General features: G+C 31.7%; 24 protein-coding genes. 1 reads left to right on the forward strand and 23 read right to left on the reverse strand.

The annotated features are described in order from the left end of the window. Positions 1–172: 172 nt before the first annotated feature. From G9F71_RS15740 to G9F71_RS15805, 14 genes are all read right to left on the reverse strand, one after another. Positions 173–4,522 (reverse strand): PolC-type DNA polymerase III, encoded by a 4,350-nt coding sequence (locus G9F71_RS15740; protein WP_164950184.1) that lies wholly within the window; start codon positions 4,520–4,522, stop codon positions 173–175. Positions 4,523–4,546: 24 nt separating this feature from the next. Beyond that, positions 4,547–5,596: a flavodoxin-dependent (E)-4-hydroxy-3-methylbut-2-enyl-diphosphate synthase gene (gene ispG, locus G9F71_RS15745; RefSeq protein ID WP_164950183.1), complete on the reverse strand. Its 1,050-nt coding sequence runs from the start codon at positions 5,594–5,596 to the stop codon at positions 4,547–4,549. 12 nt (positions 5,597–5,608) lie between these two features. Then, a complete protein-coding gene (rseP, locus tag G9F71_RS15750; protein WP_164950182.1) occupies positions 5,609–6,646 on the reverse strand; it encodes an RIP metalloprotease RseP in 1,038 nt (345 codons plus the stop codon). Between the two features lie 14 nt (positions 6,647–6,660). After that, positions 6,661–7,821 (reverse strand): 1-deoxy-D-xylulose-5-phosphate reductoisomerase, encoded by a 1,161-nt coding sequence (gene dxr / locus G9F71_RS15755; RefSeq protein ID WP_164950181.1) that lies wholly within the window; start codon positions 7,819–7,821, stop codon positions 6,661–6,663. Positions 7,822–8,147: 326 nt separating this feature from the next. Further along, positions 8,148–8,954, reverse strand: a complete 807-nt coding sequence (locus G9F71_RS15760) for a phosphatidate cytidylyltransferase (protein WP_164950180.1) — start codon at positions 8,952–8,954, stop codon at positions 8,148–8,150. A gap of 11 nt (positions 8,955–8,965) precedes the next feature. After that, positions 8,966–9,670, reverse strand: a complete 705-nt coding sequence (locus tag G9F71_RS15765; protein WP_411956139.1) for an isoprenyl transferase — start codon at positions 9,668–9,670, stop codon at positions 8,966–8,968. Between the two features lie 144 nt (positions 9,671–9,814). Then, positions 9,815–10,372 carry a ribosome recycling factor gene (frr, locus tag G9F71_RS15770; protein ID WP_164944196.1) on the reverse strand — a complete coding sequence of 186 codons (558 nt, stop codon included), beginning with the start codon at positions 10,370–10,372 and terminating at the stop codon, positions 9,815–9,817. 21 nt (positions 10,373–10,393) lie between these two features. Next, positions 10,394–11,116, reverse strand: a complete 723-nt coding sequence (gene pyrH / locus G9F71_RS15775) for a UMP kinase (protein ID WP_164950178.1) — start codon at positions 11,114–11,116, stop codon at positions 10,394–10,396. Positions 11,117–11,187: 71 nt separating this feature from the next. After that, complete coding sequence (gene tsf / locus G9F71_RS15780; protein WP_164950177.1) at positions 11,188–12,108, reverse strand: translation elongation factor Ts; 921 nt, start codon at positions 12,106–12,108, stop codon at positions 11,188–11,190. Between the two features lie 137 nt (positions 12,109–12,245). After that, positions 12,246–12,947 (reverse strand): 30S ribosomal protein S2, encoded by a 702-nt coding sequence (gene rpsB, locus G9F71_RS15785; protein WP_164944199.1) that lies wholly within the window; start codon positions 12,945–12,947, stop codon positions 12,246–12,248. Between the two features lie 290 nt (positions 12,948–13,237). Next, complete coding sequence (gene codY / locus G9F71_RS15790) at positions 13,238–14,014, reverse strand: GTP-sensing pleiotropic transcriptional regulator CodY (protein ID WP_164944376.1); 777 nt, start codon at positions 14,012–14,014, stop codon at positions 13,238–13,240. Positions 14,015–14,248: 234 nt separating this feature from the next. Further along, complete coding sequence (gene topA / locus G9F71_RS15795; protein WP_164950176.1) at positions 14,249–16,360, reverse strand: type I DNA topoisomerase; 2,112 nt, start codon at positions 16,358–16,360, stop codon at positions 14,249–14,251. Positions 16,361–16,394: 34 nt separating this feature from the next. Beyond that, positions 16,395–17,477, reverse strand: coding sequence for a DNA-processing protein DprA (dprA, locus tag G9F71_RS15800; RefSeq protein ID WP_164950175.1), 1,083 nt, complete (start codon positions 17,475–17,477; stop codon positions 16,395–16,397). 35 nt (positions 17,478–17,512) lie between these two features. Then, positions 17,513–19,036, reverse strand: coding sequence for a YifB family Mg chelatase-like AAA ATPase (locus tag G9F71_RS15805; protein ID WP_164950174.1), 1,524 nt, complete (start codon positions 19,034–19,036; stop codon positions 17,513–17,515). Positions 19,037–19,192: 156 nt separating this feature from the next. Between G9F71_RS15805 and G9F71_RS15810 the strand changes: the two genes are divergently transcribed. Then, positions 19,193–19,567 (forward strand): YraN family protein, encoded by a 375-nt coding sequence (locus G9F71_RS15810; protein ID WP_164950173.1) that lies wholly within the window; start codon positions 19,193–19,195, stop codon positions 19,565–19,567. A 53-nt stretch (positions 19,568–19,620) separates the two neighbouring features. On the opposite strand, the gene G9F71_RS15815 is transcribed toward G9F71_RS15810, so the two are convergent. The 9 genes from G9F71_RS15815 to G9F71_RS15855 form a co-directional block, all read right to left on the reverse strand. After that, on the reverse strand, positions 19,621–20,403 hold the full coding sequence (locus G9F71_RS15815) for a ribonuclease HII (protein WP_372481070.1): 783 nt from the start codon (positions 20,401–20,403) through the stop codon (positions 19,621–19,623). A 240-nt stretch (positions 20,404–20,643) separates the two neighbouring features. Further along, a complete protein-coding gene (gene ylqF / locus G9F71_RS15820; RefSeq protein ID WP_164950280.1) occupies positions 20,644–21,489 on the reverse strand; it encodes a ribosome biogenesis GTPase YlqF in 846 nt (281 codons plus the stop codon). A gap of 109 nt (positions 21,490–21,598) precedes the next feature. Beyond that, positions 21,599–21,946, reverse strand: a complete 348-nt coding sequence (gene rplS, locus G9F71_RS15825; RefSeq protein WP_164944377.1) for a 50S ribosomal protein L19 — start codon at positions 21,944–21,946, stop codon at positions 21,599–21,601. Positions 21,947–22,130: 184 nt separating this feature from the next. Further along, positions 22,131–22,853 carry a tRNA (guanosine(37)-N1)-methyltransferase TrmD gene (gene trmD / locus G9F71_RS15830; RefSeq protein ID WP_124999337.1) on the reverse strand — a complete coding sequence of 241 codons (723 nt, stop codon included), beginning with the start codon at positions 22,851–22,853 and terminating at the stop codon, positions 22,131–22,133. After that, entirely contained in the window at positions 22,850–23,341 is a 492-nt protein-coding gene (rimM, locus tag G9F71_RS15835) for a ribosome maturation factor RimM (RefSeq protein WP_164950171.1), read from the reverse strand. The genes trmD and rimM overlap by 4 nt, the downstream gene beginning before the upstream one ends. 130 nt (positions 23,342–23,471) lie before the next feature. Further along, the gene (locus G9F71_RS15840; protein WP_124999039.1) at positions 23,472–23,699 is read right to left on the reverse strand and encodes a KH domain-containing protein; all 228 of its coding nucleotides are present in this window, start codon (positions 23,697–23,699) and stop codon (positions 23,472–23,474) included. A 34-nt stretch (positions 23,700–23,733) separates the two neighbouring features. Next, the gene (gene rpsP / locus G9F71_RS15845; RefSeq protein WP_124999037.1) at positions 23,734–23,976 is read right to left on the reverse strand and encodes a 30S ribosomal protein S16; all 243 of its coding nucleotides are present in this window, start codon (positions 23,974–23,976) and stop codon (positions 23,734–23,736) included. A gap of 43 nt (positions 23,977–24,019) precedes the next feature. Beyond that, positions 24,020–25,369 (reverse strand): signal recognition particle protein, encoded by a 1,350-nt coding sequence (gene ffh / locus G9F71_RS15850; RefSeq protein WP_124999035.1) that lies wholly within the window; start codon positions 25,367–25,369, stop codon positions 24,020–24,022. A gap of 10 nt (positions 25,370–25,379) precedes the next feature. Then, complete coding sequence (locus tag G9F71_RS15855; RefSeq protein WP_164944209.1) at positions 25,380–25,727, reverse strand: putative DNA-binding protein; 348 nt, start codon at positions 25,725–25,727, stop codon at positions 25,380–25,382. Positions 25,728–25,790 lie beyond the last annotated feature (63 nt).

A 25,790-nucleotide genomic window follows, 5' to 3' on the forward strand; every position in this document is an offset into this window, starting at 1 on the left:
ATCATAATATTATAATTAAAACGCAACCATGAGTTGCGTTTCAATAAATAGAGAGTAGGCGGGCCTACTCTCTTACAATAAAATTCTCTCTTACAATAAAATTATCAGCCATAACCAATATATATTATTCTATCATATAAAATTTGCTATTTCAAGGGCTAATTATATTTCGCTAAAAAAACGACAGCTGGTTTGTCTCAGGCAGTCCTTTTAAGCATCCATGATTCGCTAATGCTTCAACCACTGTTTTAGAAATTTTGCAACGAGTTCTCAAATCTTCTTTTGAGATGAACTCACCTTCATCTCTTATGGCAACTATGCTTTTAGCAGCATTTTCTCCTACACCCTCAAGACCGTTTAGTGGTGGTCTTATTGCATCATCTTCAATTTTAAATTTAACAGCATCAGATTTATAAAGATCCACATTTAATAATTTAATTCCTCTTTTAAACATCTCATAAGATAATTCAAGGGTTGTTAGAAGTCCTTTTTCTTTAGTTCCTATATCATTACCCATAGCCGTTAGTTCATCCATTTTAAGTTTTATAGCACTCTCACCTTTTGCAATCAAATCCGCATCAAAGTCATCTGCTCTTATTGTAAAGTAAGTAGCATAGTATTCCTTAGGATAATATACCTTATGGTAGGCTATTCTTACCGCCATCATTACATAAGCTACTGCATGCCCTTTAGGAAACATATACTTTATTTTTTTGCAAGATTCTATATACCAATCAGGAACATCATGTTCTCTCATTATCTTTTCATCATCTTCCTTAAGTCCCTTACCTTTTCTTACACTCTCCATGATAGTAAAAGCAGTTTTAGGCGGAAGTTCCTTTTGCATTAGATATACCATAATATCATCTCTTGTAGAAATACAATCTTTTAATGTTGTAAATCCTTCTTTAATATAATATTGCGCATTATTAATCCATACGTCCGTACCATGAGATAATCCTGAAATTCTAACGAGGTCTGCAAAAGATTTTGGCTGAGTATCGAGTAGCATCTGTCTAACAAATTTTGTACCAAACTCTGGCAGACCATAACTTCCTACTTCACAACCCAATTCTTTAATGGTAAGCCCCAATGCTTTTGGTGACGTAAATAAACTTATAACCTTAGGATCTGATAATGGAATAGTTTTGGGATCAAGTCCTGTTAAGTCTTGAAGCATCCTAAGTACTGTAGGGTCGTCATGACCAAGTATATCAAGTTTGAGTAGCCTACCACTTATGGAATGGTAATCAAAATGTGTTGTAACAATATCTGATGTTGGATCGTCTGCAGGATGTTGTACTGGACAAAAATTATATATCTCGTTGTCGCTTGGAACAACCATTATTCCACCTGGATGTTGCCCTGACGTCCTCTTAACACCAGTACACCCAAGTACAAGCCGTTCTATTTCGGCTTGGGGCACCATAATATCTTTTTCACCTAAATATTTTTTTACATATCCATAAGCAGTCTTGTCAGCAATAGTTCCAATGGTCCCCGCCTTAAAAGTATGCCCTTTTCCAAACAGCACCTCTGTATACCTATGGATGTCTGCTTGATTTTCTCCTGAAAAATTCAAATCTATATCCGGTTCTTTATCTCCTTCAAAGCCTAAGAAGGTTTCAAATGGGATATCATGACCATCTTTCATATATTGCGCACCACAATTTGGACACTCTTTTCCAGGCAAATCAGCGCCTGAACCAATAGATCCATCTAAAAAGAATTCACTCTTTTTACAACTCGGACATACATAATGAGGTGGAAGGCCATTTACTTCTGTTATATTAGACATATTGGCTACAAAAGAAGATCCAACTGAACCTCTCGAGCCTACTAAATAACCGTCAGCAAGAGATTTGGCTACTAGTTTTGCAGCTATTAGATACAGTACAGCATATCCATTATTTATAATAGAGTTTAATTCCTTGTCCAATCTTTTTTGGACTACTTCTGGTAAGGATTCGCCATATATTGAATGAACTTTATCCAAGGTCATCTCGCGAATTTCATCTTCTGCACCCGCTATTTTAGGTGGAAACGTTCCATCCGGTATTGGTTTTATAACTTCTATAAGTTCAGCGATTTTGTTTGGACTTACAATTACTACTTCCCTGCATTTTTTTTCTCCTAAATAAGCAAACTCCTTTAACATCTCATTAGTTGTCTTAAAATATAGAGGTGGTTGGTCATCTGCATCTGAAAAACCTTTACCAGCCATTAAAATCCTTCTAAACACTTCATCTGAGGCATCTAAAAAGTGCACATCTCCTGTAGCCACTACTGGTAAATTATTTTTTTCTCCTAAAGCACATATTTTTTTATTAATATCCATTAATTCATTTTCATCTTTTACCATGCCATTTTTAATCAAAAATTTATTATTTAGGAGTGGTTGTATTTCTAAATAATCATAAAATTCTACAATGCTTTTAATATCTTCTTCTGATTTCCCTTGAAGCACTTCCTTATATACTTGCCCAGCTTCACATGCGGATCCAATTATAAGACCTTCTCTATATTTTTCAATTAATGTTTTAGGAAGTCTAGGTCTTCTATGGAAATGTTCTAAATTTGAAATTGAAATAAGCTTATAAAGATTTTTAAGACCTATTAGATTTTTCACTAAAATAATCACATGATAGGTATTTGCCTTTTTTATATCGAAATCGCCTAAAAACTTTTTATTTAGCGTATCTAAGTCTAAAATATCTTTTTCTTTTAATAAACCAAAGCAATGTAATAGTATTTCTGCAGTAGCTTTAGCATCATCTACAGCTCTATGATGATTTTCTAATGAAATGCCTAAATGCTTAGCCACAGTGTTAAGCTTAAAGCGTTTCAGAGTTGGAAGTAAAAACTTTGCTAGTGGGATTGTATCCATAATTGCATTTTCAAAGAGGAGTCCTAACCTCTGTGCATTTTTTATAATAAAAGCTGTATCAAAAGCAGCATTATGAGCTACCACCACGCTACCTTGTGTAAACTCTAAAAACCTAGGAAGAATTTCGCAAATAGAGTCTGCATCTTCCACCATTTCGTTTGTTATTCCAGTAAGTTCTGTGATCTTGTAAGGTATATCTATTCCGGGATTTACAAATTCATTAAATCTATCTACTATTTTCCCATTTTCAATTTTAACTGCCCCAATTTCAGTAATTCTATCATTTTCACTGGATAGACCAGTTGTTTCTATATCAAAGACTACAAAGCAATCATCTAAAGTTTCATTTTTATTATTAATAACAATAGGAACTCCATCATCTACAAGGTAACCCTCTACACCATATATAATCTTAATATTATTCTTTTTTGCTGCATCCATGGCTTCAGGAAAAGCTTGCACTACACCATGGTCAGTTATTGCTACTGCGCAGTGTCCCCATTTAGCAGCTCTTTCAATAAGTTTAGACGTTGGAGTCATGCCATCCATTGCACTCATTTGAGTGTGCATATGAAGTTCAACTCTTTTCTCCTGCGCATTGTCCATTCTTTCTATTTTCTTTAGCTTTACTATATCTCTTGCCATTATAACAACTTCTTTTGCATAGGTATCATAACTTGCTTCTCCACGCAGCTTACAATAGAGTCCTACTTTAATTTCTTCCATAATCTTTTCTACATCTTTAGGCTTTGGAAAACATTTCACTGTAATTGAACTTGTGTAATCCGTAATAAAAAACGTTATAATTATTCTTCCTGTTTTCGTTTCTATTATATTTACTTTAAAAATATCACCACAGGCACATACTATTCCTGAAGTTTCATTTATATCTTGTATTTCTATATTTTCACCATTTATATTTCTTCCCATTATTGTGTTTTCATCGGCAACCTCATTTTTTTTATAACCTTGCCCATTACCTTTATTCCATTTATTACCGTTGCTGAAATCTTTATTTTGACTATTACCTTGACTACTGCTCTGTGGTTTATCTTTCTTTTCTACATTTATATTTTTAATAATCTCATTAATTATAGTTTGATTTTCCTTTTCTTTTTTGCCAAAATCCTCTTCTTTAGAAAGTTCACTGTTATGCTCTAATTTAACAAGTGAATTAACTCCGAACATATCATTTATAGTGTTTTTCAAAAGAAGTTCTATGTTTTTGTCTCTTAGAATTTTGCACATAAAATCATTACCACACTGAATTTTCAACGTACCATTTTCAATAGTTCTAGAAGATTTTAACAAACTATCCTTACTTGATGGTTGAGAGGTAGCTATTACATTGACAACATCTAACCAAAACTTATCTGCTACATCTTCTATTGTGGCATTTGATACATCTTGGTAACAAATTAATTGTATATCTTCAAAACTACTTAACCGTTTTGAAATAATATTTTTGATTAATAGTTTTTTGTAATCATCTATATTCACAAAAGATTTGATTATTACCCTTAACTTGTTGCTTTTTTTAAGGTATTGAACTCGGAGTACCTTAATATCATCTACTAATGTTTGTTCGTTTGAATCAAAATCATTTTTTAACATTTCAGCTAGGCTTACATTCATTAGTATTCCTCCTGATTTGACATTTTATAGTTTATCTATCTCGCGAAGAAGTTCTTCCACTAAATCTTCTTCCTTAACAGTTTTAATTATTTCGCCTTTTTTAAATATTAGGCCAACTCCTTTGCCTCCAGCGATTCCAATATCAGCTTCTCTTGCTTCACCAGGACCATTAACGGCGCACCCCATTATTGCAATTTTTATGTTCTTATGGCAATTTACCAGTCTCTGCTCTACTTCATTTGCAATTTTTATAAGATTAATTTGAGTTCTGCCACAAGTAGGGCATGATATAAATTTAATTCCATCATCAATATATCCTAAAGATTTCAGAATTTCTATAGCGACTTTAACCTCGTCTATTACATCTCCAGTTAGAGATACTCTTATAGTATCTCCAATTCCCTCCGCTAGTAGTGCGCCAATGCCCACACTTGATTTTATTGTTCCTCGCCATGTAGTTCCAGCCTCAGTAACGCCTAGGTGCAGTGGATAATCTACCTTACCTGATATTAATTTATAACTTTCAATCATCATTACTACATCAGAAGATTTTATAGAAATAACTATATCATAAAAATTTAAGCTCTCTAATATTTCAACATGCCTTAAGGCACTTTCCACTAGTGCCTGCGCACATACATGACCATACTTTTCAAGAATATCACTTTCTAACGATCCTGAATTTACACCAATTCTAATAGGAATGCCCTTATCACTTGCTGCTTTTGCAACTAATTTTATTTTATCAATACTACCAATATTACCTGGGTTAATCCTTAATTTAGATATTCCATTTTCAATAGATTTTAATGCTAGCTTATAGTCAAAATGAATATCTGCAACTAAGGGTATATGAATTCTTTTTACAATATCTTTAATAGCCTCCGCCGCTAGCATATCAGGCACTGCGCATCGTACAATGTCACAGCCCGCCTCTTCTAATAAAAGAATTTGTGCTACAGTAGCATCTACATCTCTTGTATCGGTGTTTGTCATAGACTGCACCGCTACCTTCGAGTCTCCACCTATATATATACTTCCAACTTTAACCTTCTTGGTTTTACGTTTTTTCATAGTCCTCATCTCCTAGAATTTTATTGGACTGACTATATCCTTAATGACTACCAATACCATTATTGCCATTAAAACCATAAATCCAATATTATTTACAGCTCCAACTTTATTTTCATCTAATTTTTTACCTGATATTATTTCAAATAACAGTATAAAAATCCATCCTCCATCCAAAGCTGGAAAAGGTATTATGTTGAATATTCCCAGTTGCACACTAAGTAGTGCCGTAAGAAAAAGTAATTTTACAAGGCCAGCGTGTGCCGCCATTGTTGATATTTTTATTATACTTACTGGTCCCCCAACATCATTGGCAGAAACTTGACCGCGAAATAAGCTACCGAAAAATCCAAAAGTTTGTTTTGCTGTACCAATAGTTTGATTAAATCCATATCCAACAGACTGACCAAAGTTCAATTTTTTTTCTACATTAGAAGCTGCAATTCCTATCATGAATCTTTTTTCTTTTACATTCATAATAGGTTTTACTGTAATTTTTTCAGCTTTTGAATTTCTTACTATTTCAATATTCATACTTTCACCTTTAGAAGCGAAAATCTCATTTAAAGCTTGATCCCATCTATCTACTTTAACTTTATTAACCTTAGTAATTTCGTCTCCAACTTTTATTCCGGCCTGCATTGCTGGACTATTAGGGGATACTTGCCCTATTATGGGTAATACATATCCTTCTGAAGCTCCTACAATAGCAAATAAAACCACGGCTAAAATTAAATTCATAATTGCACCTGCTGAAACTATGCTTAATTTTTGACCTGGAGTTTTATTGTTGAAAGCTCTCGGATCATTGCTTCCTTCATCTTCACCTTCCATTTTAACATATCCACCAATAGGAAATGCCTTAATTAAATACTCTGTTTCTTTTCCTTTTATTCCAAAAATTTTCGGACCCATTCCTAGTGAAAATTCATATACTTTTACTCCATTTAGCTTACACATAGCAAAATGGCCTAATTCATGTATTATAATCAAAAGACTAAATGCTAATATGGCCATGATGAAATATGGTATATTTGCTATAATACTACTCATAGTAATTCCCCTCCCTATTCTTTATCATAATTATTTCTTACGTATTCTCTTACCTTTAAATCAATTTCCAAAATTTCTTCTAAATTAGGGCTCGTTTGGTGCTCAAATTTATTCATACATTTTTCTATAATATATTCTATTTGAAGATACTTTATTTTATAATCTAAGAATAATTCAACCGCTACTTCATTAGCTGCATTCATTATAGCAGGCATATTACCGCCCATTTTTCCTGCGCTATAAGCTAATTTAAGACATTTGAAAGTATCCATATCTGGCTTTTCAAAAGTCAAATTACCCATATTATAAAAATCTAACTTATCAATAACAGCGTTATTTCTTTCAGGATAGTTAATTGCATATTGAATAGGTAATCTCATGTCAGTAGAACTTAGTTGTGCTATTACACTTCCATCTACATATTCTACCATAGAATGTATTATACTTTGAGGATGAACTACTACTTGTATATTTTCGTAATCTACACCAAATAACCAGTGTGCCTCTATAACCTCAAGCCCTTTATTCATAAGCGTTGAAGAATCAATAGACACTTTTTTGCCCATATTCCATTTAGGGTGTTTTAGCGCCTCTTCCGGTTTTATTTCCACTAATTGCTGTTTGCTTTTCCCTCTAAATGGTCCACCTGATGCAGTTAGTATTATTTTATTAACATTCTCTAACCTATTACCTTGAAGACATTGAAAAATAGCACCATGTTCTGAATCAACCGGTAAAATATTTACATGGTTTTTTCTAGCTGCCTCCATCACAAGTCCACCAGCCGCCACTAGTGTTTCCTTATTAGCTAAAGCGATGTCTTTTCCAGCATGTATAGCTTTTATAGTAGGAACAAGTCCTATCATACCTACAACTGATGTTACTACAACATCAACTTCTGCTAGTGTGCTTATATAGTTTAAGCCTTCCAGTCCTTGCAAAATTTCTGTTGAATAATTTTTCTCCCTGCAATGTTTTTCAAGTTTCACTGAAGCTTCCCTGTCCATCATGGCGACATATTTAGGTTTAAATTCCTCTATAATTGGTATGATTTTTTCCCAATTTGTATTGGCAGATATTCCTACAATATCAAAATTATAAATATCATTTCGAATAACATCTAAAGTTTGAGTTCCTATGGACCCCGTAACTCCTAAAATAGTAACCTTCTTCATGCAAATCTCTCCATTCGTGTATTGCTATAATTAAATCATCACTTGCGCAACTGTTTATCTTCTTAGAATCTACAATATTAGTTTTACCTTATTATACAGCATTTAATATAACATATTTGTCTACTAAAATAAAGCGAGTAGCAACATTTCCTATTATATAAGATATTATTACATATGTAGTATAATTCCATAATCAGTGCAAATATTACTTTGAAATATAAAATCATATATTTTCGCCAATGCCAATTATTCAATTAAGTTAATAATAACTACGAATAGTTTTTTGCATTCTGCTAAATATATGTTTTTTTTAACATTATGTGAATTTATAATCCTAATACAAATGTAATATAGTAAAATGCTCCCACGGACACAAATAGAATACTATCAAACCGATCCAAAATTCCGCCATGTCCCGGTATAAGACTACTATAATCTTTAGCTCCTACAAATCTTTTTATAGATGAAGCAATTAAATCTCCAAATTGTCCAACAATGCCACAAAGAACACCAATTATAACGAAATGATATAATTGAATAGGAACACCATATTTTGAAATAGCATAACCATAAATTGTGCACCCTATAGTACTTCCAAGTAAGCCTCCGATTGAACCCTCAATTGTTTTATTAGGGCTAACTTTAGGGCATAGCTTATGCATACCTCCTTTACCAAAAAATCTTCCAGAATAATATGCTGACGTATCACAAACCCATGAGCAAATAAATATAATCCATACTAAATATCCACCATAGGGTTTACTATTTGTAAATACTATAAAGCTAAAAAATACTGCTACATACAAAAAACCGAATATAGTAAGAGCCACATCCACAAAATTATAATTTGTATAAATCACAGGAATACATAACATCAAGAAAATTGTCCCTATCAAAATGTATACATTAAAACTACTTGAAAAATCACTTCCCATATTTAAGTAATATCCTATACATAAAATATATCCTATAAGTCCCATGGGCTTATAGTGTTTTTTCCTAGAAACTTTGTAGAATTCATACATACCCAAAAGTGAAAGTACCATTACAAGATATTTTAGGTAATCTCCCCCTAAAAATAAAAATATTATTAGCGGTGCTAGAATAAGTGCTCCTATATATCTATTATTCATAATTTTCTCCCCTATTTAACCTTTCCAAATCTTCTGTCTCTTTTTTGGTAATCCACTATTGCAAGTGTTAGATGCTTCTCACTAAAATCTGGCCAATTAATATCTGAAAACCAAAATTCTGAGTATGCGCTTTGCCAAAGTAAAAAGTTGCTTAATCGAAGCTCCCCACTGGGCCTTATTATAAGATCTGGATCTGGCATTTCCCCCGTATACATATATTTTGAAAATAACTCTTCAGTTATTTCATCCTTTGATATTTTTTTGTTAATTAAATCTAGTGAAATTTCTTTTACAGCATCCACTATTTCATTTCTTCCACCGTAATTTAAAGCTAAATTTAAAACTAAACCTTTATTATTCTTTGTTTTTTCATAAGCATTGTCCAGTTCCACTCTACATATCCTTGGTAACTTTGATATGTTACCAATAGAATTAATAACAACATCATTAGCGTTTAATTCCTCAAATTCATTTTTTAAATATTCTACTAATAATTTCATTAGTGCATCTATTTCTTGCATTGGCCTATTCCAATTTTCAGTAGAAAATGCATATAGTGTTAAATATTTAACCCCTAAATTATTACATTTTTTTACAATTTTTCTTATTGTTTCTACGCCAGCCTTGTGCCCAAGTGCTCTAGGCAGATTACGTTGCTTGGCCCATCTTCCATTTCCATCCATTATAATAGCAATATGTGCAGGTATTCTTTTCATATCTAAATCAATATTAGTGCCTATATTTTTATCTTTTTTAAAAAAAGCGAATAATTTTTTCAATAAAATTCTCTCCTTTTTATTAGTTATAGTATAATTTTAAATAGAACCTGCATAACTGCAGGTTCTATTTAAAATTATATACTAAACTACCATTATTTGTTTTTCTTTAGTGTCTATCATTTTATCCACTTCTTTAATAAATTTATCTGTTTCCTTTTGGATGGTATCTTCTGATTTTTTCACTTCATCCTCAGTAACTTCATTGTTTTTTTTCAAAGCCTTAATTTTATCATTAGCGTCTCGCCTAATAGACCTTATGGCTACTTTAGCATCTTCTCCTGCTTTTTTAACAGTTTTAAGCAGTGTTTTTCTTGTTTCCTCAGTAAGTTCAGCAATAATCAATCTAATGGCTGAACCATCATTGGATGGATTTAATCCTAAATCAGATTTCAATATAGCTTTTTCTATATCTTTCATAGATGATTTATCCCAAGGCTGAATAAGCAATACTCTAGGTTCTGGTGCAGAAATGTTTGCTAGTTGACTTAGTGGCACAAAACTACCATAACATTCAACCTGAACCCTATCTAACATTTTAGGATTTGCTCTTCCTGCTTTCATACTTTCAAACTCATGTTTTAAAACTGCAATAGTTTTATTCATTTTTTCATCAGCAATACTAATAATTCCCTTAATCATAGAATTCCCTCCATATTATTGTTATTCTTTAATAGAAGCAGTTACTAAAGTACCAATTTTTTCTCCTAAAACTGCTCTTTTTATATTTTCTGGTTTATCAAGTCCAAAGACTAATATAGGTATATTGTTATCCATACATAATGATGTAGCAGTAGAATCCATAACTTGAAGTCCTTTTTCAAGCACATTAATATAACTTAGCTCCTCAAACTTCACAGCATCCTTATAAATATGTGGATCCTTATCGTAAACACCATCAACTTTTTTAGCAAGCAAAATTACTTCAGCTTCTATTTCTGCTGCTCTGAGTGCTGCTGTTGTATCAGTTGAAAAATATGGATTACCTGTACCAGCTGCGAATATAACAACTCTACCTTTTTCCAAATGTCTCATTGCTCTTCTTCTTATAAATGGTTCTGCTACTTCTTTCATTTCAATGGCAGTTTGCACTCTAGTATTAACGCCTAGATTTTCTAGTGAATCTTGAAGCGCTAATGCATTGATGCAAGTTGCCATCATCCCCATATAATCTGCAGTAGTTCTGTCCATACCTTCTCCACTTCTACCACGCCATATATTTCCACCACCAACAACTATTCCTATTTCAACACCCAGTTTTACCAATTCTTTTATTTGAAGTGCTATATCATTTGTAGTATCAAAGTCTATTCCAAATCCCTGCACGCCGGCTAGTGCTTCTCCGGAAATCTTTAACATAATTCTTTTATACTTAGCAACCTCCATAAACATTACACCTCCAAATTTAAAGTATTACTTATTTTAAAAAAGAGAACACGCAGTGTTCCCTTTAATTATTATTTACCTTGCACTTGTCTTTGAACTTCTTCAGCAAAGTTTTCTTCTTTCTTTTCTATTCCTTCGCCTCTTTCAAATCTTACAAATCTTGTTATCTTTATTTCAGCACCAAGTTTTGCAGATTCTTCTTGAAGATATTTCGTAATAGTATAGTCAGCGTTTTTAACCCAAACTTGTTCAAGTAAACAAACTTCTTTATAATATTTATTGACTCTACCCATAACCATTTTTTCAACGATTTTTTCTGGTTTTCCTTCGTTTAAAGCTTGAACCCTGTATATTTCTTTTTCTTTTTCTAAAGTTTCATGATCAACACATGTATTATCTAAGAATAGTGGACTAGCAGCTGCTATTTGCATTGCAACATCTTTAGCAATCTGAATTAACACGTCATCTTGTTTTTCGCAAGCTAGTTCTACTAAAACTCCTATTCTTCCGCCACCATGTATATAGCTTTGAACTATACCTTTTTCAATAGCAAACTTTTGAAATCTTCTCACAGACATGTTCTCGCCCAATTTTGCTATTAGTGCTGTAACAGCATCATTAATAGTAATTGCTTGATCAGCTATGTATTTTTCTGAAACAAATTCATCAATAGTAGTTGAAGAAGTTTGTGCTGCTTGAATTGCTACGTTTTTTGCTACAGTAACAAAATCTTCATTATCAGCAACGAAATCTGTTTCACAGTTAACTTCTACAATAGATCCAGCCTTCATATCTTCTGAAATAGATGTACATACTAATCCTTCCGCAGCTATTCTTCCAGCTTTTTTAGCTGCTGCTGCTAACCCTTTTTCTCTTAAAAGTTCAATGGCTTTATCCATATCACCCTCTGTTTCACTTAGAGCTCTTTTACAATCCATCATTCCAGCCCCAGTTCTTTCTCTTAACTCTTTAACCATGCTTGCAGTAATCATTATTTATTTCCTCCTATTCCTATCTAACTTAAAAGGTAAATGAAAGAATTAACTTCCACCTACCCCTCAAATGTTATTTCATAATTATGTTTTAGATAAATATAGCCACTATTCTTATTATATAAATATAGCTACTATTATTCAGCTAATTGTTCGCCTTGTCTTCCTTCTATAATAGCATCAGCTAATCTTTCAGTTATTAATTTAACTGCTCTTATAGCATCATCATTACCTGGAATTACATAATCAACTTCATCTGGATCACAGTTAGTGTCAACTATAGCAACTACAGGAATTCCAAGAATTTTAGCTTCAGAGATTGCATTTTTTTCTTTTCTTGGGTCTACGATAAATAGAGCTCCAATTTTACTCGCATCCATACTTCTGATTCCGCCTAAATTCTTTTCTAGTTTTTCTCTTTCATTTAAAAGTTTACTAACTTCTTTTTTAGGAAGAACTTCAAAAACTCCATCTTCTTCAATTTTATATAATTCTTCTAATCTTTGTATTCTTGTTTTAATTGTTTTGAAGTTTGTTAACATTCCGCCTAACCATCTATTGTTTACAAAATGCATTCCTGATCTTATAGCTTCAAATTTAATAGCTTCTTGAGCTTGTTTTTTTGTTCCTACGAATAGGATATCCTTACCTTCTTCAGATACAGATTTAATAAAGTCATATGCCTCATCGATTTTTCTAACTGTTTTTTGTAAATCGATAATGTATATTCCGTTTCTTTCTGTAAATATGTACGGAGCCATCTTAGGGTTCCATCTTCTAGTTTGATGTCCAAAATGAACACCTGCCTCTAATAATTGTTTCATTGAAATAACTGCCATTAATAGTAACCTCCTTGGTTTTTACCTCCATTACTATCATCTTATTGAAGACCAAATGTTGGCACCCTTCCATAATCAAGCAATGTGTGTATTTTCTCACGGACTTATTGTATCACATGCTAAATATCTATTCAATAAAAATTTTCAATAAAACTAAAAACTTTTAATAGACTAAAGGATTTTTAATAGAATTAAAAAATAATACATTTATTAAAATGCTCATTTAATACATATTTATACTTTAAAAAACAAAAAAAAATTGGGTCAGGGCCTCATTGCCCTGACTCAATTTATTTTATTTTTTTAAGTTCGTCCATTAGTTTATCATTTAAAATTTTAATATGAGTACCCTTCATTCCAAGTGATCTTGATTCTATTACTCCTGCACTTTCAAATTTTCTAAGTGCATTGACTATAACAGATCTCGTTATTCCAACTTTATCTGCTATTCTGGATGCTACTAGCAATCCTTCAGTACCATCTAATTCGTTAAAAATATGTTGTACAGCCTCAAGTTCTGAATAGGATAAAGTTCCAATAGCAAGTTGTACTACAGCTTTCTTCCTTGCTTCTTCCTCTATCAAATCATTTTTCGATCTCAAAATTTCAAGACCAACTATAGTAGCACTATATTCAACTAAAACTAAATCTTCATCTGTAAAATCTTTATCAAATCTTGCAAGTAAAAGAGTACCTAGCCTTTCTCTATTTCCGTTTATTGGTACAATTGTTGTTATTTTGTTTTCTATTGCACATTCCTTACTATCTTCGAATACACAGTTTTTTTTGTTAGTAAGATTTTCTCTTGTTTCATTGATATTAAGTAAACTATTATTATAATTTTCTGGGAACCTCATATTTTTTATAATTTCATCTTTCATAATATCACATTCATATCCGCTTGATAAATTATAACCAAGTATTTTCCCTCTTCTGCTAATAATATACACACTACACTGCAGTACATCGCTTAGCAAATTACAAATATCATCAAAAACTACAGGCTCTGTTCCTGATTTTTGCAATATTTTATTTAACATTCTTGTTTTAGCTAATAGTGACACAATATTCCTCCTCGTTTATGTTATAAAACACAATCTATATTATTTAACCCAACTCATAAAGCAACTTTTTCAAAAACTACTTCTGAATAGATAGAAATCAAAATATTTTAAATTTTTAGAATCGTTCCTTCTCTATTTAATAATATCATAGTATTCATTCTATATCAACAGTGTTTTCATAAATTTCGACATAATATTTATAAATTTATTAAAAAATCTGGTGATTTTACCTCGATTTTACTTTTCTTCGGCATTTTCTTCGGTATTCTCCTCTACTTTGTATTCCTTGTGCTTACATTCTTTATTTGAGCATTCCAAATATTCCCCTTTAGTTTTGCTATACCTTTTTAACATATACACCCCACACACAGAACATTTTATTTCAGTGGGTTCAAACCAACTTACAAAATCACACTCTGGATAATTACTACATCCGTAGAATTTAGTGCCCTTCTTACTTCTTCGTTCTAAAATTTTCCCTCCACATTTAGGGCAAGGAACTTCTAACTCTTTAGTAATTGCTTTTGTGTTTTTGCACTCTGGATACCCAGGACATGCCAAAAAATCTCCAAATCTCCCATGTTTTATTACCATGAACTTACCACATTTATCACATTCTACCTCTGTAACTTCATCCTCAATGGTAATTTTAGCTATCTCTTTTTCAGCAATTTCAATATCTTTTTTCAGTGGTGTAAAAAATTCATCAACTATATTTTGCCACTTTTCTTGTCCTTCTTCTATAAAATCTAAATTATTCTCCATTTGTGCTGTAAATTCAATATCCACTATTTGTTTGAAATATTCACTTACAATGTTATTTACTATATGCCCCAGTTCTGTTACTTCCAATGTTTTTTTATCTTTTTCTACATATCTCCTGTTTAGGAGAGTTGTAATAATTGGTGCATAAGTACTCGGTCTGCCTATACCATTTTCTTCTAATGATTTCACTAGAGATGCCTCTGAATATTTTGCAGGTGGTTGCGTAAAATGCTGTTTCCCTTCAGTTTTTTCACTTTGTAGAATATCATCTTCATTCAATTCTGAAATTTTCAAATTATTTTCTTCTTCTTCAAGCTCTTCATTATAAATTTTTCTAAATCCATCAAAGGCTACTTTAGAACCTGATGCCTTAAGCATATATTCTCCGTTAATAATGTCTATAGAAATAGTGTCAAGTAAACATGATGCCATTTGGCTTGATACATATCTATTCCAAATCATTGTATACAGCTTATATTGTGGAGCTTTTAGAGTTTTTTTCGCTATTTCTGGAGTTATTTCAACATAAGAAGGTCTAATAGCTTCATGAGCATCTTGTATATTTTTTTTACTTTTAAATATTCTAGGAGTGCCGGGATAGTATTGCTCCCCATACTTACTACAAATAAAGTCTTTTGCATTTATTTGGGCTTCTTCAGATATTCTAGTGGAATCAGTTCTCATATATGTAATTAGTCCTACTGTCCCATGTCCTTCTATCTCCATGCCTTCATACAATTCTTGCGCAATAGACATAGTTCTTTTAGTTGCAAAATTAAGTTTTCTGTATGCATCTTGTTGAAGGGTACTTGTTGTAAATGGTGGTAGTGGATTTTTACTTTTAGATAATCTTTTTATCTTGCTTACAATAAACTCTTTTTCATTAAGTGAATTAATAATAATCTCGCTTTCTTCTTTAGAATTTATTTCAATTTTTTCTCCACCCTTAGAAGTTAATTTAACATTTAGCTTCTGTTTATCTCCGTCCTTAAAGAGCTGACATTCTATGCTCCAATACTCTTTAGTGATGAATTTTTCTATTTCCTTTTGTCTGTCACAGATTATTTTAAGCGTAACTGATTGAACACGCCCAGCGCTAAGTCCCCATTTAACTTTTCTCCAAAGTATAGGACTAATTTCATATCCAACTAATCTATCCAGTATACGCCTTGCTTGTTGCGCATCTACTAGAGTTGCATTTATTACTCTTGGAGTTTTTATGGCATTTTTAACAGCTGTTTTTGTTATCTCATTAAATTCTATTCTGCATTTTTCTTTGTCATCTATCTTCAAGGCTTTTGCTAGATGCCAAGCTATAGCTTCACCTTCTCTATCAGGGTCAGTAGCCAAGTAAATTTTGTCACATTTTTTTGCTTCTTTTCTTAATTTATCAAGTAGTTCACCTTTACCACGAATAGTTATATATTTAGGTTGATAATTATTTTCTGTATCAACCCCTAATTGACTCTTTGGCAAATCTCTAACATGTCCCATGGACGCCTCAACTATATAATTACTACCTAAATATTTTTTTATAGTTTTAGCTTTTGCTGGTGACTCAACTATAACAAGTTTTTGTCCCATCTTATCCCCTCCATCAATGTATTATATCTTTAACTTATATTTTGTTGTTTACTCTTACATAATAGTTTCCTGATAAACATAATATTTCATTTTTAATCTGCATTTCAAATAATACCTCATATAATTGTTTTATGTCAATGTTAGTTATTCTAATAATATCGTTAATATGTAACGGAGTATCATTTATAATGCTATATACTCCACTATGAATTTCACTATTAAAAGACCTTACAGTGGTCTCATTTTGATTTTTCATTTCTATTCCAATTAAATTAAATATATCATTTGCGGATGTCAATGGGAATGCTCCATCTTTAATTAATTTGTTTGTTCCTTTACTTTCCGCTGAAAATATAGACCCCGGAACAGCCATAACATCCTTACCTTGCTCAAGAGCTAAATTTGCTGTAATTAGGGACCCACTTTTCTCACCAGCCTCTATTACTATAATAATATCACTTAGAGCGCTTATTATTCTATTCCTTAGTGGAAAATTGTAGGCATATGGCGGTGTTCCCGGTAAAAATTCTGAAATAACGCAGCCTTTTTGGACTATTTTATTGAAAATTTTAAAGTTTTCTTTAGGGTACACTATATCAAGGCCCGAGCCCAAAACTGCACAAGTATAACCTTCATTATCCAAACAGCTCTCATGAGCAAAAGTATCAATTCCCCTAGCCATTCCACTAATAATATTAATATTATTGGCACATAAATCTTTGCATATAATTTTAGTAACATCCTTTCCGTAATTTGAATACTTCCTTGCTCCCACTATAGAAATATTATATCCTTCATTTATGGGCGTTATGTTCCCTTTATAAAATAATGCAAATGGTGCATCCTCATAATTTTTTAATTTCTTAGGATATTTATCTTCGTGATAGGATATTGATTTTATTTCATTTATTTCTAAGCTCGTTTTTATATTAGCAATTTCAATTTCATTCCAGGCATTATTTAGTATATCCATTAAATTATTTTTAAAATATTCTGTTTTTTTGCTACGTACACTATAATACCATATTTTTTCTGTGTCATGGAAATCATTTATTAATTTCAGCTTAACTTTAGGGGCTAATTTAGCTAGTGAAAACCATATATCATAATCATTCATATCATTATACCTCCAGTATATTAATTTTTTATTAATTAAATTATTCTCTCATCTATAAATTTTCTGTATTGCATAGCTTCAATGATATGTATATCTAAAATATTTTTACTGCTATCCAAATCTGCAATAGTCCTAGCTACCTTAAGAATTCTAGAATAAGCCCTTGAACTTAGATTGAATTTATCATACATAAGTTCCATGATTTTACTAACACTATTATCTAAATGACAGTATTTTTTAATTAGTTTTTGACCCATTTCTGCATTACAATGAATTACATCCTGGCCAAATCTTTTTTCTTGGATTTTTCTTGCTGCTTCAACTCTTTTTTTTATAATCACAGATTTTTCGCTATTCGCTGAACTCGCTATTTTATTATAGGGCAGAAGATTCACTGCTGTAAAAATATCAATGCGGTCCAGTAAGGGTCCACTCAGTTTACTCAAATACCTTCGTCTTTCATAATCACTACAACTACACTGCTTTTCATAAGAGCCGTAATATCCGCAAGGGCATGGATTTAAAGCACTTACAAACATAAAATTTGATGGGTATTCAACAGTTCCGTTATGCCTTGAAATAGTGATTTTTCTCTCCTCTAGCGGTTGCCTTAATATTTCTATTACACTCTTCTTAAACTCTAATATTTCATCTAAAAACAATACCCCTTTATGTGCTAAAGATATTTCTCCAGGTATTATTTTATTTCCACCACCAACTAAAGCAATCCGTGATATAGTATGATGGGGATTTCTAAAAGGTCTTTGCAGAATGATGCCACAATTACCATCAAGCTTTCCAGAAACACTATAAATTTTAGTAACCTCCAGTGACTCCTCCTGACTTAGGGATGGTAATATAGTGGGAATCCTCTTTGCCATCATTGATTTTCCAGAACCTGGCGGCCCATACATAAGCAAATTATGACCTCCAGCCGCAGCTACTTCAATGGCACGTTTTGAACTCTCTTGCCCCATAACATCCTCATAATCTAACTCTTCATTAATTAATATCTCTAGATCCCTGCACTGCTTATAAGGCATTAAATCCTTATAATTCAAAAAATCCACTACTTGCTTTAAATTATCTAAAGGAAATATCTTTGCAGTTTTAACAAGACTACATTCTTTTGCATTGTTCGTCGGAACTATAAACTTTTCAATTTTATTTTCTATGCCCTCCATGACTACCGGTAATGATCCTCTTACTTTTTTAAGTCCACCTGATAGTGATAATTCCCCTATAAAAAGATAATCATTAATATCATTAACTATTATTTGTTTAGTTGCTAGTAGGATACCTATAGCTATTGGTAAATCAAATAGAGAACCTTCTTTTTTTAGGTCCGCTGGTGCTAAATTTATAGTTATTCTATTTACTGGAAAATCAAAGCCTGAATTTAGTATTGCAGAGCGTACTCTTTCTTTTGATTCTTTAACCGAAACATCTGCGAGACCAACAATGTTTAGCGCAGGGAGTCCGCGAGTAATATCAATCTCAACGGTAACTAAAACCCCTTTAATTCCTGTAAATGCAGCAGACATAATTTGTATTGCCATATTATCACCTTCACCCTTATTATTTGTTATTACATAATTATTGACAAAATAAAATTCAGTAAACTTAATATTAAATTAAATTTACATTAATTTTTAATTTTATGTACATAATTATTAGTATACAAATTAATAAGCTTATGGAAGGGTGTTTTATTCATGAAGGCTTTCAATAAAGATATCGGATCACTTGGTGAAGGTATATCAGAAAATTACTTAAAAAATTTAGGATATAGAATTTTAGAAAAAAATTTCAGATGTAAATGTGGTGAAATAGACCTAATAGCCACAAATAAAGGTTACATTTGTTTTATAGAAGTCAAAACTAGATATGCAACGAATTTTGGTGTACCCGCTGAATCAGTCACTTTTTCAAAGCAGCATAAAATTCATAAAACAGCCGAGGTATATATTTTAAGAAAAAATATTATTGACTATAATTTTAGATTTGATGTTATAGAAGTCTTACTGAATCATGATAATAATAATTTTTTAGTTAATCATATCCAGGATGCTTTTCAATTGGGATTTTAGGCAAAAAAACAAAGGCACTTTTGTAATTTAAAAGTACCTTTGTAAATTTTTCGTTAATTATTATTTTCTAGTATGTTTCTCAAAAAACTTTTTCTATGTATTGGAGTAGTTCCATATTTTTTTATTGCAAGCACATGTTCCTGTGTACCGTATCCAACATTTCTGTCAAAACCATAATTGGGGTACTCCTCATGATACTTTAGCATCAGTTCATCTCTGTATACTTTTGCAATTATAGAAGCACAAGCGATACTTATACTTTTAGTATCTCCTTTTATCACAAACTCATTTAAACTAGAAAAGTTTTTTATTTTGTATCCATCAGATAAAACTAAATCAGGCACAATAGAAATCTCCTCACAGCAGTCTAAAAACACTTGATTATTACAAAATCCAACACCCTTTTCATCAATAATTTTATTATCAATAGCAATAATTTTATAGGCTAAGGCTTTTTCTTTAATAATATATGATAGTTCTTTTCTGCAAGCTATTGATAATTTTTTAGAATCGTTTGCTCTTAGGATTAAATCACTGGACTCATTTGCCTTTAAATCTAATATTACAGCCGCTGCTACTATAGGTCCAGCTAGAGGACCTCGTCCCACTTCATCAACCCCAGCAATGTATTTATAGTTTCCAAAATTTTTATCGAATTCGTACATTTTTTTTACTCGCTGAATTTCCTTTTCTTTTAACTCAATGCTTTTATACATTTTGTCACCTAGTTTTTGAACGGTTTTCCTACCGTCTTGTAATAACATTTTTATTATACTTTCTCTATTGATATCGTTTTCAATTTTTAATACATAATTATGTATTTCACTATAGCTCATGTTTGAAAAATCAATATTAAACTCCATTACATTTTCTCCTTAAATCATGACATGCGCAGCTGTCTATCTTCTTCCAAGCTGAAATATTAACTTATCGTAATTAATCCTAAAAAAAAGACAACCTTCCGTTATTTTTACAAGTAGATAGCAATTAATGCTCGTAATCTACTTTTAAACAGAAAGTTGTATATTTAATAAATTTAAAATTAAATGTGATTATCCTTATAAAATATTTTAAACTTATTTTACTCTTTCTAGAGATATAGCACCTAATTTTCCGCCTCTAAATTCATCTAAAAGCATAACCGCTATCCTATTATAGTCAATGTTACCCCCAGAAATTACAGCTCCTCTTTTTTTCCCTATGTTATCCATATTATCTAGTGGATTCTCCATGATTTCTGAAAGTTTATATCTTTCCATTAATCTTTGTGAATTATTGGTCTGAAGTCTTTCAATTAATCTAAGGGCTAATTCCTCAATATCCATAATTTCATCTTTTATAGCCCCTGTAAATGCTAAATTAAGCCCAACTTCTTCATCTTCAAATCTAGGCCATAATACTCCTGGAGTATCCATTAGTTCTATGCCTAAGCTAGTTTTTATCCATTGCTTACTTTTAGTAACCCCTGGTCTATCGCCAGTTTTAGCAATATTGTTTTTGGCCAACTTATTTATAAAAGAAGATTTACCAACATTAGGTATGCCAACTACCATAACTCTAGTAACTATATTAACTAATCCTTTTTTTCTCTGTCTATCTTGTTTTTCTTTTAATAATTCATCAAGAATAGGCTTTATACTTTTTAATCCTTCACCTGTAATACTATTTACAGCCAATGGTTTTACAGTATCAGTTGTAAGATTTTTAATCCATTCTTTAGTTACTTTATCTTCAGCTAAATCACTTTTGTTTAATAAAATGACTCTGGGCTTATCTTTACAAATCTCATCAATTTGTGGATTGGCACTTGATTTAACTATTCTTGCATCTCTAATTTCTATTACAGCATCAACAAGTTTTAAACTCTCTTGAATTTGTCTTCTTGTTTTCGCCATATGACCTGGAAACCAATTTATGGTCATACTCATGCTTATCAAATCCTTTCCATACTATTTAATGGATAAAGCCTTATAAAGGCTCTTCCTTCTTAAAGTAGCTTAAAAATAAAAAGGGACTCTGCAGCCCCCAATTTTATCTCATTCTTTCTTTAACTTTTGCAGCCTTACCAACTCTATCTCTTAAGTAGAATAGTTTAGCTCTTCTAACTTTACCTAATCTTACGATTTCAATTTTCTCAATAACTGGAGCGTTTACTGGGAATGTTTTTTCAACACCAACACCAGATGCTACTCTTCTTACTGTGAAAGTTTCTCTTAAACCGCCATTTTGTCTTTTAAGAACAGTTCCTTCAAATACTTGAATTCTTTCTTTGTTACCTTCACTGATTTTGATGTGAACTTTAACAGTATCACCTGCACCAAATTTCGGTAAGTCTGTTCTAATTTGTTCTGCTTCTATTTCTCTTATAATTTCTAACATGTGCATTCCCTCCTAAAATTTTATTGTGACGTTCATACTCATTATAATATGGGCAGAGGACCGTCCGTACTAGCACAAGCTACATTTTATCATATATATATATATATATCAACATAAAAATATTTTTTATACCCATATATATGATATTATTTATTTTATTTCAAATAAATCTTTGTTGCTTATACTACTTTTTTTCTAATTCTACACTTAATAGTTTTTTATCTTCCTTGGTAAGTTTAAGCTTTTCAAACATATCAGGCCTTTTTTCTTTAGTTATTAAAAGTGACTGCACTCTTCTCCACTTTCGTACGTTTTCATGATGTCCTGAGGTCAATACCTGTGGTACCAGAATGCCCTCAAAAGATTCCGGTCTTGTATATTGAGGATATTCTAATACTCCATCATAAAAAGATTCTTCTGTATAGCTCTCACTACTAGATAATACCCCTGGAATTAACCTACAAATGCTATCCACTATAGGAATACATGCCATTTCTCCACCTGTCAAAACATAATCGCCCAGAGATAGCTCCATATCTATATAATCATAGGTTCGCTCATCAATACCTTCGTAATGACCACATATGAATATCAATTCACTTTCCTCGCATAGCTGCTTTGCAATTTCTTGAGTAAATGTAACCCCTCTTGGCCCCAAAAATATTACCTTTCCAGCATTATGCAATTTAACATCCTTAATACTATCAACTAGTGGTTGAGCTTGCATTACCATTCCTGCTCCACCACCATAAGGGTAATCATCTACTTTTTTGTGCTTATTTAAGGCATAATCCCTAATATTATGAGGTGTAATATCCAGTATATTTTTCTCTATGGCTCTTCCAATGATACTTTGGTTGAAAATTTCAAACATTTCAGGAAATAGAGTTAAAATATCTATTTTCATTCTTGCCATTCATTCACTGGCTTAATTATTATCTCGCGTTTATCAATATCTATACTAATTACGATATCCTTAAGTACTGGAATAAGCACTTCTTTATTTCCCTTAACCCAATATACATCATTACCTGGAGTATGAAGAACATCAAATACTTTTCCTAGTTCTTCTCCCTCTGAGTCATAAACACTGCAATCTATAAGGTCAGCTACATAATAGCTACCCTCCGGAAGTTTAATAGCATCTTCACGACTAATCATCAAATACTTGTTTCTATATAATTCTGCCTGTTCTATGCTGTCTATACCTTCAATTTTTAGTATTGCTTTATCTGCTTGAAGTTTACAACCTTCAACTTTTCTAATTTCCCCATCAATATACACACTTTTTAATTTTTTAAATCTTTCAAGCGAATCTGTTAGTGAAAAAACTTTAACTTCACCTTTTAATCCATGTGTTTTACCAATCTGACCTACACTCATAAAATCTTTCATTTAAAACCCTCCTTTCAATATTGCTTATATGAATAACTATAATTTTAACAATAAAAATTATTTATTTAAATTTTCCTTGTAGATAAACCCCAATATTTAATTAAAATAAGAGTTAGGCAGAACCCAACTCTTACTTTATTTCAACAACTACTTTTTTATTTTCTTTAACAGCAGCTGCCTTTACAACAGTTCTAATAGCTTTAGCTATTCTACCTTGTTTTCCTATAACTTTCCCCATATCCTCATGAGCAACAGATAATTCAAGAACTACTGTATGCTCATGTGCTACTTCGTTTACTACTACCATTTCTGGTTTATCAACTAAAGACTTTGCCAATACTTCAAGTAACTGTTTCATGGAAAACTCCTCCATTCATTACTTACAAACTTTTCTAGTTGACTGCTATTTTTTTAAGTAATCTTTTAACTGTATCAGAAGGTTGTGCACCATTCTTAATCCAACTAGCTGCTTTTTCAACATCAATTTTAATAGTTGTTGGCTCTGTTGTTGGGTTATAGTATCCTATTTCTTCGATAAATCTTCCATCTCTAGGTGCTCTTGAATCTGCAACTACTACTCTATAAAATGGAGCATGTTTAGCACCCATTCTTTTTAATCTTATTTTAACTGCCATGTATATCACCTCCTTAAATTTATTCACTACCAAAGTTTTTTTATTAAAAAGGCATTTTACCAAATAAACCTTTTTTACCAGGCTTTTGGAATCCTTTTGCTTGCTTCATCATTTTCTTCGCCATTTCAAAATCCTTCAACAACTTATTTACCTGTTGTACCAAAGTTCCTGACCCATTTGCAATTCTCTTTTTTCTAGAAGAAGAGCTACTAATCATACTAGGATGTTTTCTTTCTGATGAAGTCATTGATTTTATAATAGCTTCAACTTTTCCCATGTCCTTTTCGCTTTTGGACAAATCTAAACCCTGCAATTCTTTTTTATTAGCACCTGGCATCATTTCAAGTATCTTGTTTAATGGTCCAAGCTTTTTCATCTGCTGTATCATTGCTAAATAGTCATCTAAATTAAATTCTTGAGAAAGCATTCTATTTCCAAGTTCTTTTGCTTCATCTTCATTTATAGCTTGCTGTGCCTTTTCTATTAATGAAAGTACATCACCCATACCAAGTATCCTTGATGCCATTCTATCTGGGTAAAAAACTTCTAAATCATTCATTTTTTCACCAACACCAACAAATTTTATAGATTTGCCAGTCATTGCTTTAATAGATAACGCCGCTCCACCTCTTGTATCTCCATCTAATTTAGTCAAAATCACTCCAGTTATATCTAGCTGCGAGTTAAAACTTTCTGCTACATTAACTGCATCTTGTCCTGTCATAGAATCTACAACAAGCATTATTTCACTTGGCTGCACACTGGATTTTATATTTTGAAGTTCTTCCATTAAATTTTCATCTATATGAAGTCTTCCTGCTGTATCTATTATAACTACATTATTACCATTATCCTTGGCAAATGCTAAGGACGCTTTTGCTATATCTACAGGACTAACCTTATCTCCCATAGTAAATACCGGAATATCAATTTGCTTTCCTACTACCTGCAATTGTTTAATTGCAGCTGGTCTATATACATCGCAGGCAACTAATAGTGGTTTTTTGTTTTTCTTCTTCAATGAAAGAGCAAGTTTTCCACCCATTGTAGTTTTACCAGCACCTTGAAGACCTACCAGCATTATTACTGTTAATCCATTTACAGAAAACTCTAATTTACTTTCTGCATTACCCATTAAATTAGTTAACTCATCATTAACAATTTTGATAACCTGTTGCCCAGGTGTTAAGCTTTCTAACACTCCATTACCTAAACACTTTTCACTAACATTTTTCACAAAATCCTTAACTACTTTATAATTAACATCTGCCTCAAGCAATGCTAATTTTACTTCTCTCATAGCTTCTTTAATATCTTTTTCGGAAAGCTTACCCTTACCTTTTAATTTTTTTATGGTATCTTGTAACTTAGAAGATAATCCTTCAAAAGCCATAATAAACCTCCTAAATGTTTTCACTAATCTGAGCTTTTATATCATATATAAGCTGATTCATTTTTTCATCTTTTATATCAATTTGTAAATTATCTAATTCTAATATAATGTTTTTTAAAGTTTCTTTTAGTTTATGGTCTTTATTTAATAATTTTAATTTCTCTTCATATACTAAAAGCACTTTTTCACATGTTTTAATTGTATCATGAGTAGCCTGCCTACTAGTATTGTTTATCTCGGCTATTTCTGATAGAGACAAATCATTATTAAAATATAAATCCATTATATCTCTTTGCTTTTCAGTAAGCAACTCACCATAAAAATCAAATAATAGGGAAATTTCAAATCTTTTTTCCATTTAATCACCCTGCTCACAAGTCATATAATATCAGAATTCAAAGACCCTGTCAAGTAGTTTTAC

Origin of the sequence: Clostridium sp. FP2 (assembly GCF_011065955.2) — a bacterium.
Lineage (GTDB): Bacteria > Bacillota > Clostridia > Clostridiales > Clostridiaceae > Clostridium_AD > Clostridium_AD tagluense.

Coding starts and splice junctions, on each gene's coding strand:
- G9F71_RS15740 (WP_164950184.1), bottom strand. CDS start 4,522: ATGAATGTAAGCCTAGCTGAAATGTTAAAAAATGATTTTGATTCAAAC.
- ispG (WP_164950183.1), bottom strand. CDS start 5,596: ATGAAAAAACGTAAAACCAAGAAGGTTAAAGTTGGAAGTATATATATA.
- rseP (WP_164950182.1), bottom strand. CDS start 6,646: ATGAGTAGTATTATAGCAAATATACCATATTTCATCATGGCCATATTA.
- dxr (WP_164950181.1), bottom strand. CDS start 7,821: ATGAAGAAGGTTACTATTTTAGGAGTTACGGGGTCCATAGGAACTCAA.
- G9F71_RS15760 (WP_164950180.1), bottom strand. CDS start 8,954: ATGAATAATAGATATATAGGAGCACTTATTCTAGCACCGCTAATAATA.
- G9F71_RS15765 (WP_411956139.1), bottom strand. CDS start 9,670: ATGAAAAGAATACCTGCACATATTGCTATTATAATGGATGGAAATGGA.
- frr (WP_164944196.1), bottom strand. CDS start 10,372: ATGATTAAGGGAATTATTAGTATTGCTGATGAAAAAATGAATAAAACT.
- pyrH (WP_164950178.1), bottom strand. CDS start 11,116: ATGGAGGTTGCTAAGTATAAAAGAATTATGTTAAAGATTTCCGGAGAA.
- tsf (WP_164950177.1), bottom strand. CDS start 12,108: ATGATTACTGCAAGCATGGTTAAAGAGTTAAGAGAAAGAACTGGGGCT.
- rpsB (WP_164944199.1), bottom strand. CDS start 12,947: ATGGCAGTTATTTCAATGAAACAATTATTAGAGGCAGGTGTTCATTTT.
- topA (WP_164950176.1), bottom strand. CDS start 16,360: ATGGGACAAAAACTTGTTATAGTTGAGTCACCAGCAAAAGCTAAAACT.
- dprA (WP_164950175.1), bottom strand. CDS start 17,477: ATGAATGATTATGATATATGGTTTTCACTAGCTAAATTAGCCCCTAAA.
- G9F71_RS15805 (WP_164950174.1), bottom strand. CDS start 19,036: ATGGCAATACAAATTATGTCTGCTGCATTTACAGGAATTAAAGGGGTT.
- G9F71_RS15810 (WP_164950173.1), top strand. CDS start 19,193: ATGAAGGCTTTCAATAAAGATATCGGATCACTTGGTGAAGGTATATCA.
- G9F71_RS15815 (WP_372481070.1), bottom strand. CDS start 20,403: ATGAGCTATAGTGAAATACATAATTATGTATTAAAAATTGAAAACGAT.
- ylqF (WP_164950280.1), bottom strand. CDS start 21,489: ATGACCATAAATTGGTTTCCAGGTCATATGGCGAAAACAAGAAGACAA.
- rplS (WP_164944377.1), bottom strand. CDS start 21,946: ATGTTAGAAATTATAAGAGAAATAGAAGCAGAACAAATTAGAACAGAC.
- trmD (WP_124999337.1), bottom strand. CDS start 22,853: ATGAAAATAGATATTTTAACTCTATTTCCTGAAATGTTTGAAATTTTC.
- rimM (WP_164950171.1), bottom strand. CDS start 23,341: ATGAAAGATTTTATGAGTGTAGGTCAGATTGGTAAAACACATGGATTA.
- G9F71_RS15840 (WP_124999039.1), bottom strand. CDS start 23,699: ATGAAACAGTTACTTGAAGTATTGGCAAAGTCTTTAGTTGATAAACCA.
- rpsP (WP_124999037.1), bottom strand. CDS start 23,976: ATGGCAGTTAAAATAAGATTAAAAAGAATGGGTGCTAAACATGCTCCA.
- ffh (WP_124999035.1), bottom strand. CDS start 25,369: ATGGCTTTTGAAGGATTATCTTCTAAGTTACAAGATACCATAAAAAAA.
- G9F71_RS15855 (WP_164944209.1), bottom strand. CDS start 25,727: ATGGAAAAAAGATTTGAAATTTCCCTATTATTTGATTTTTATGGTGAG.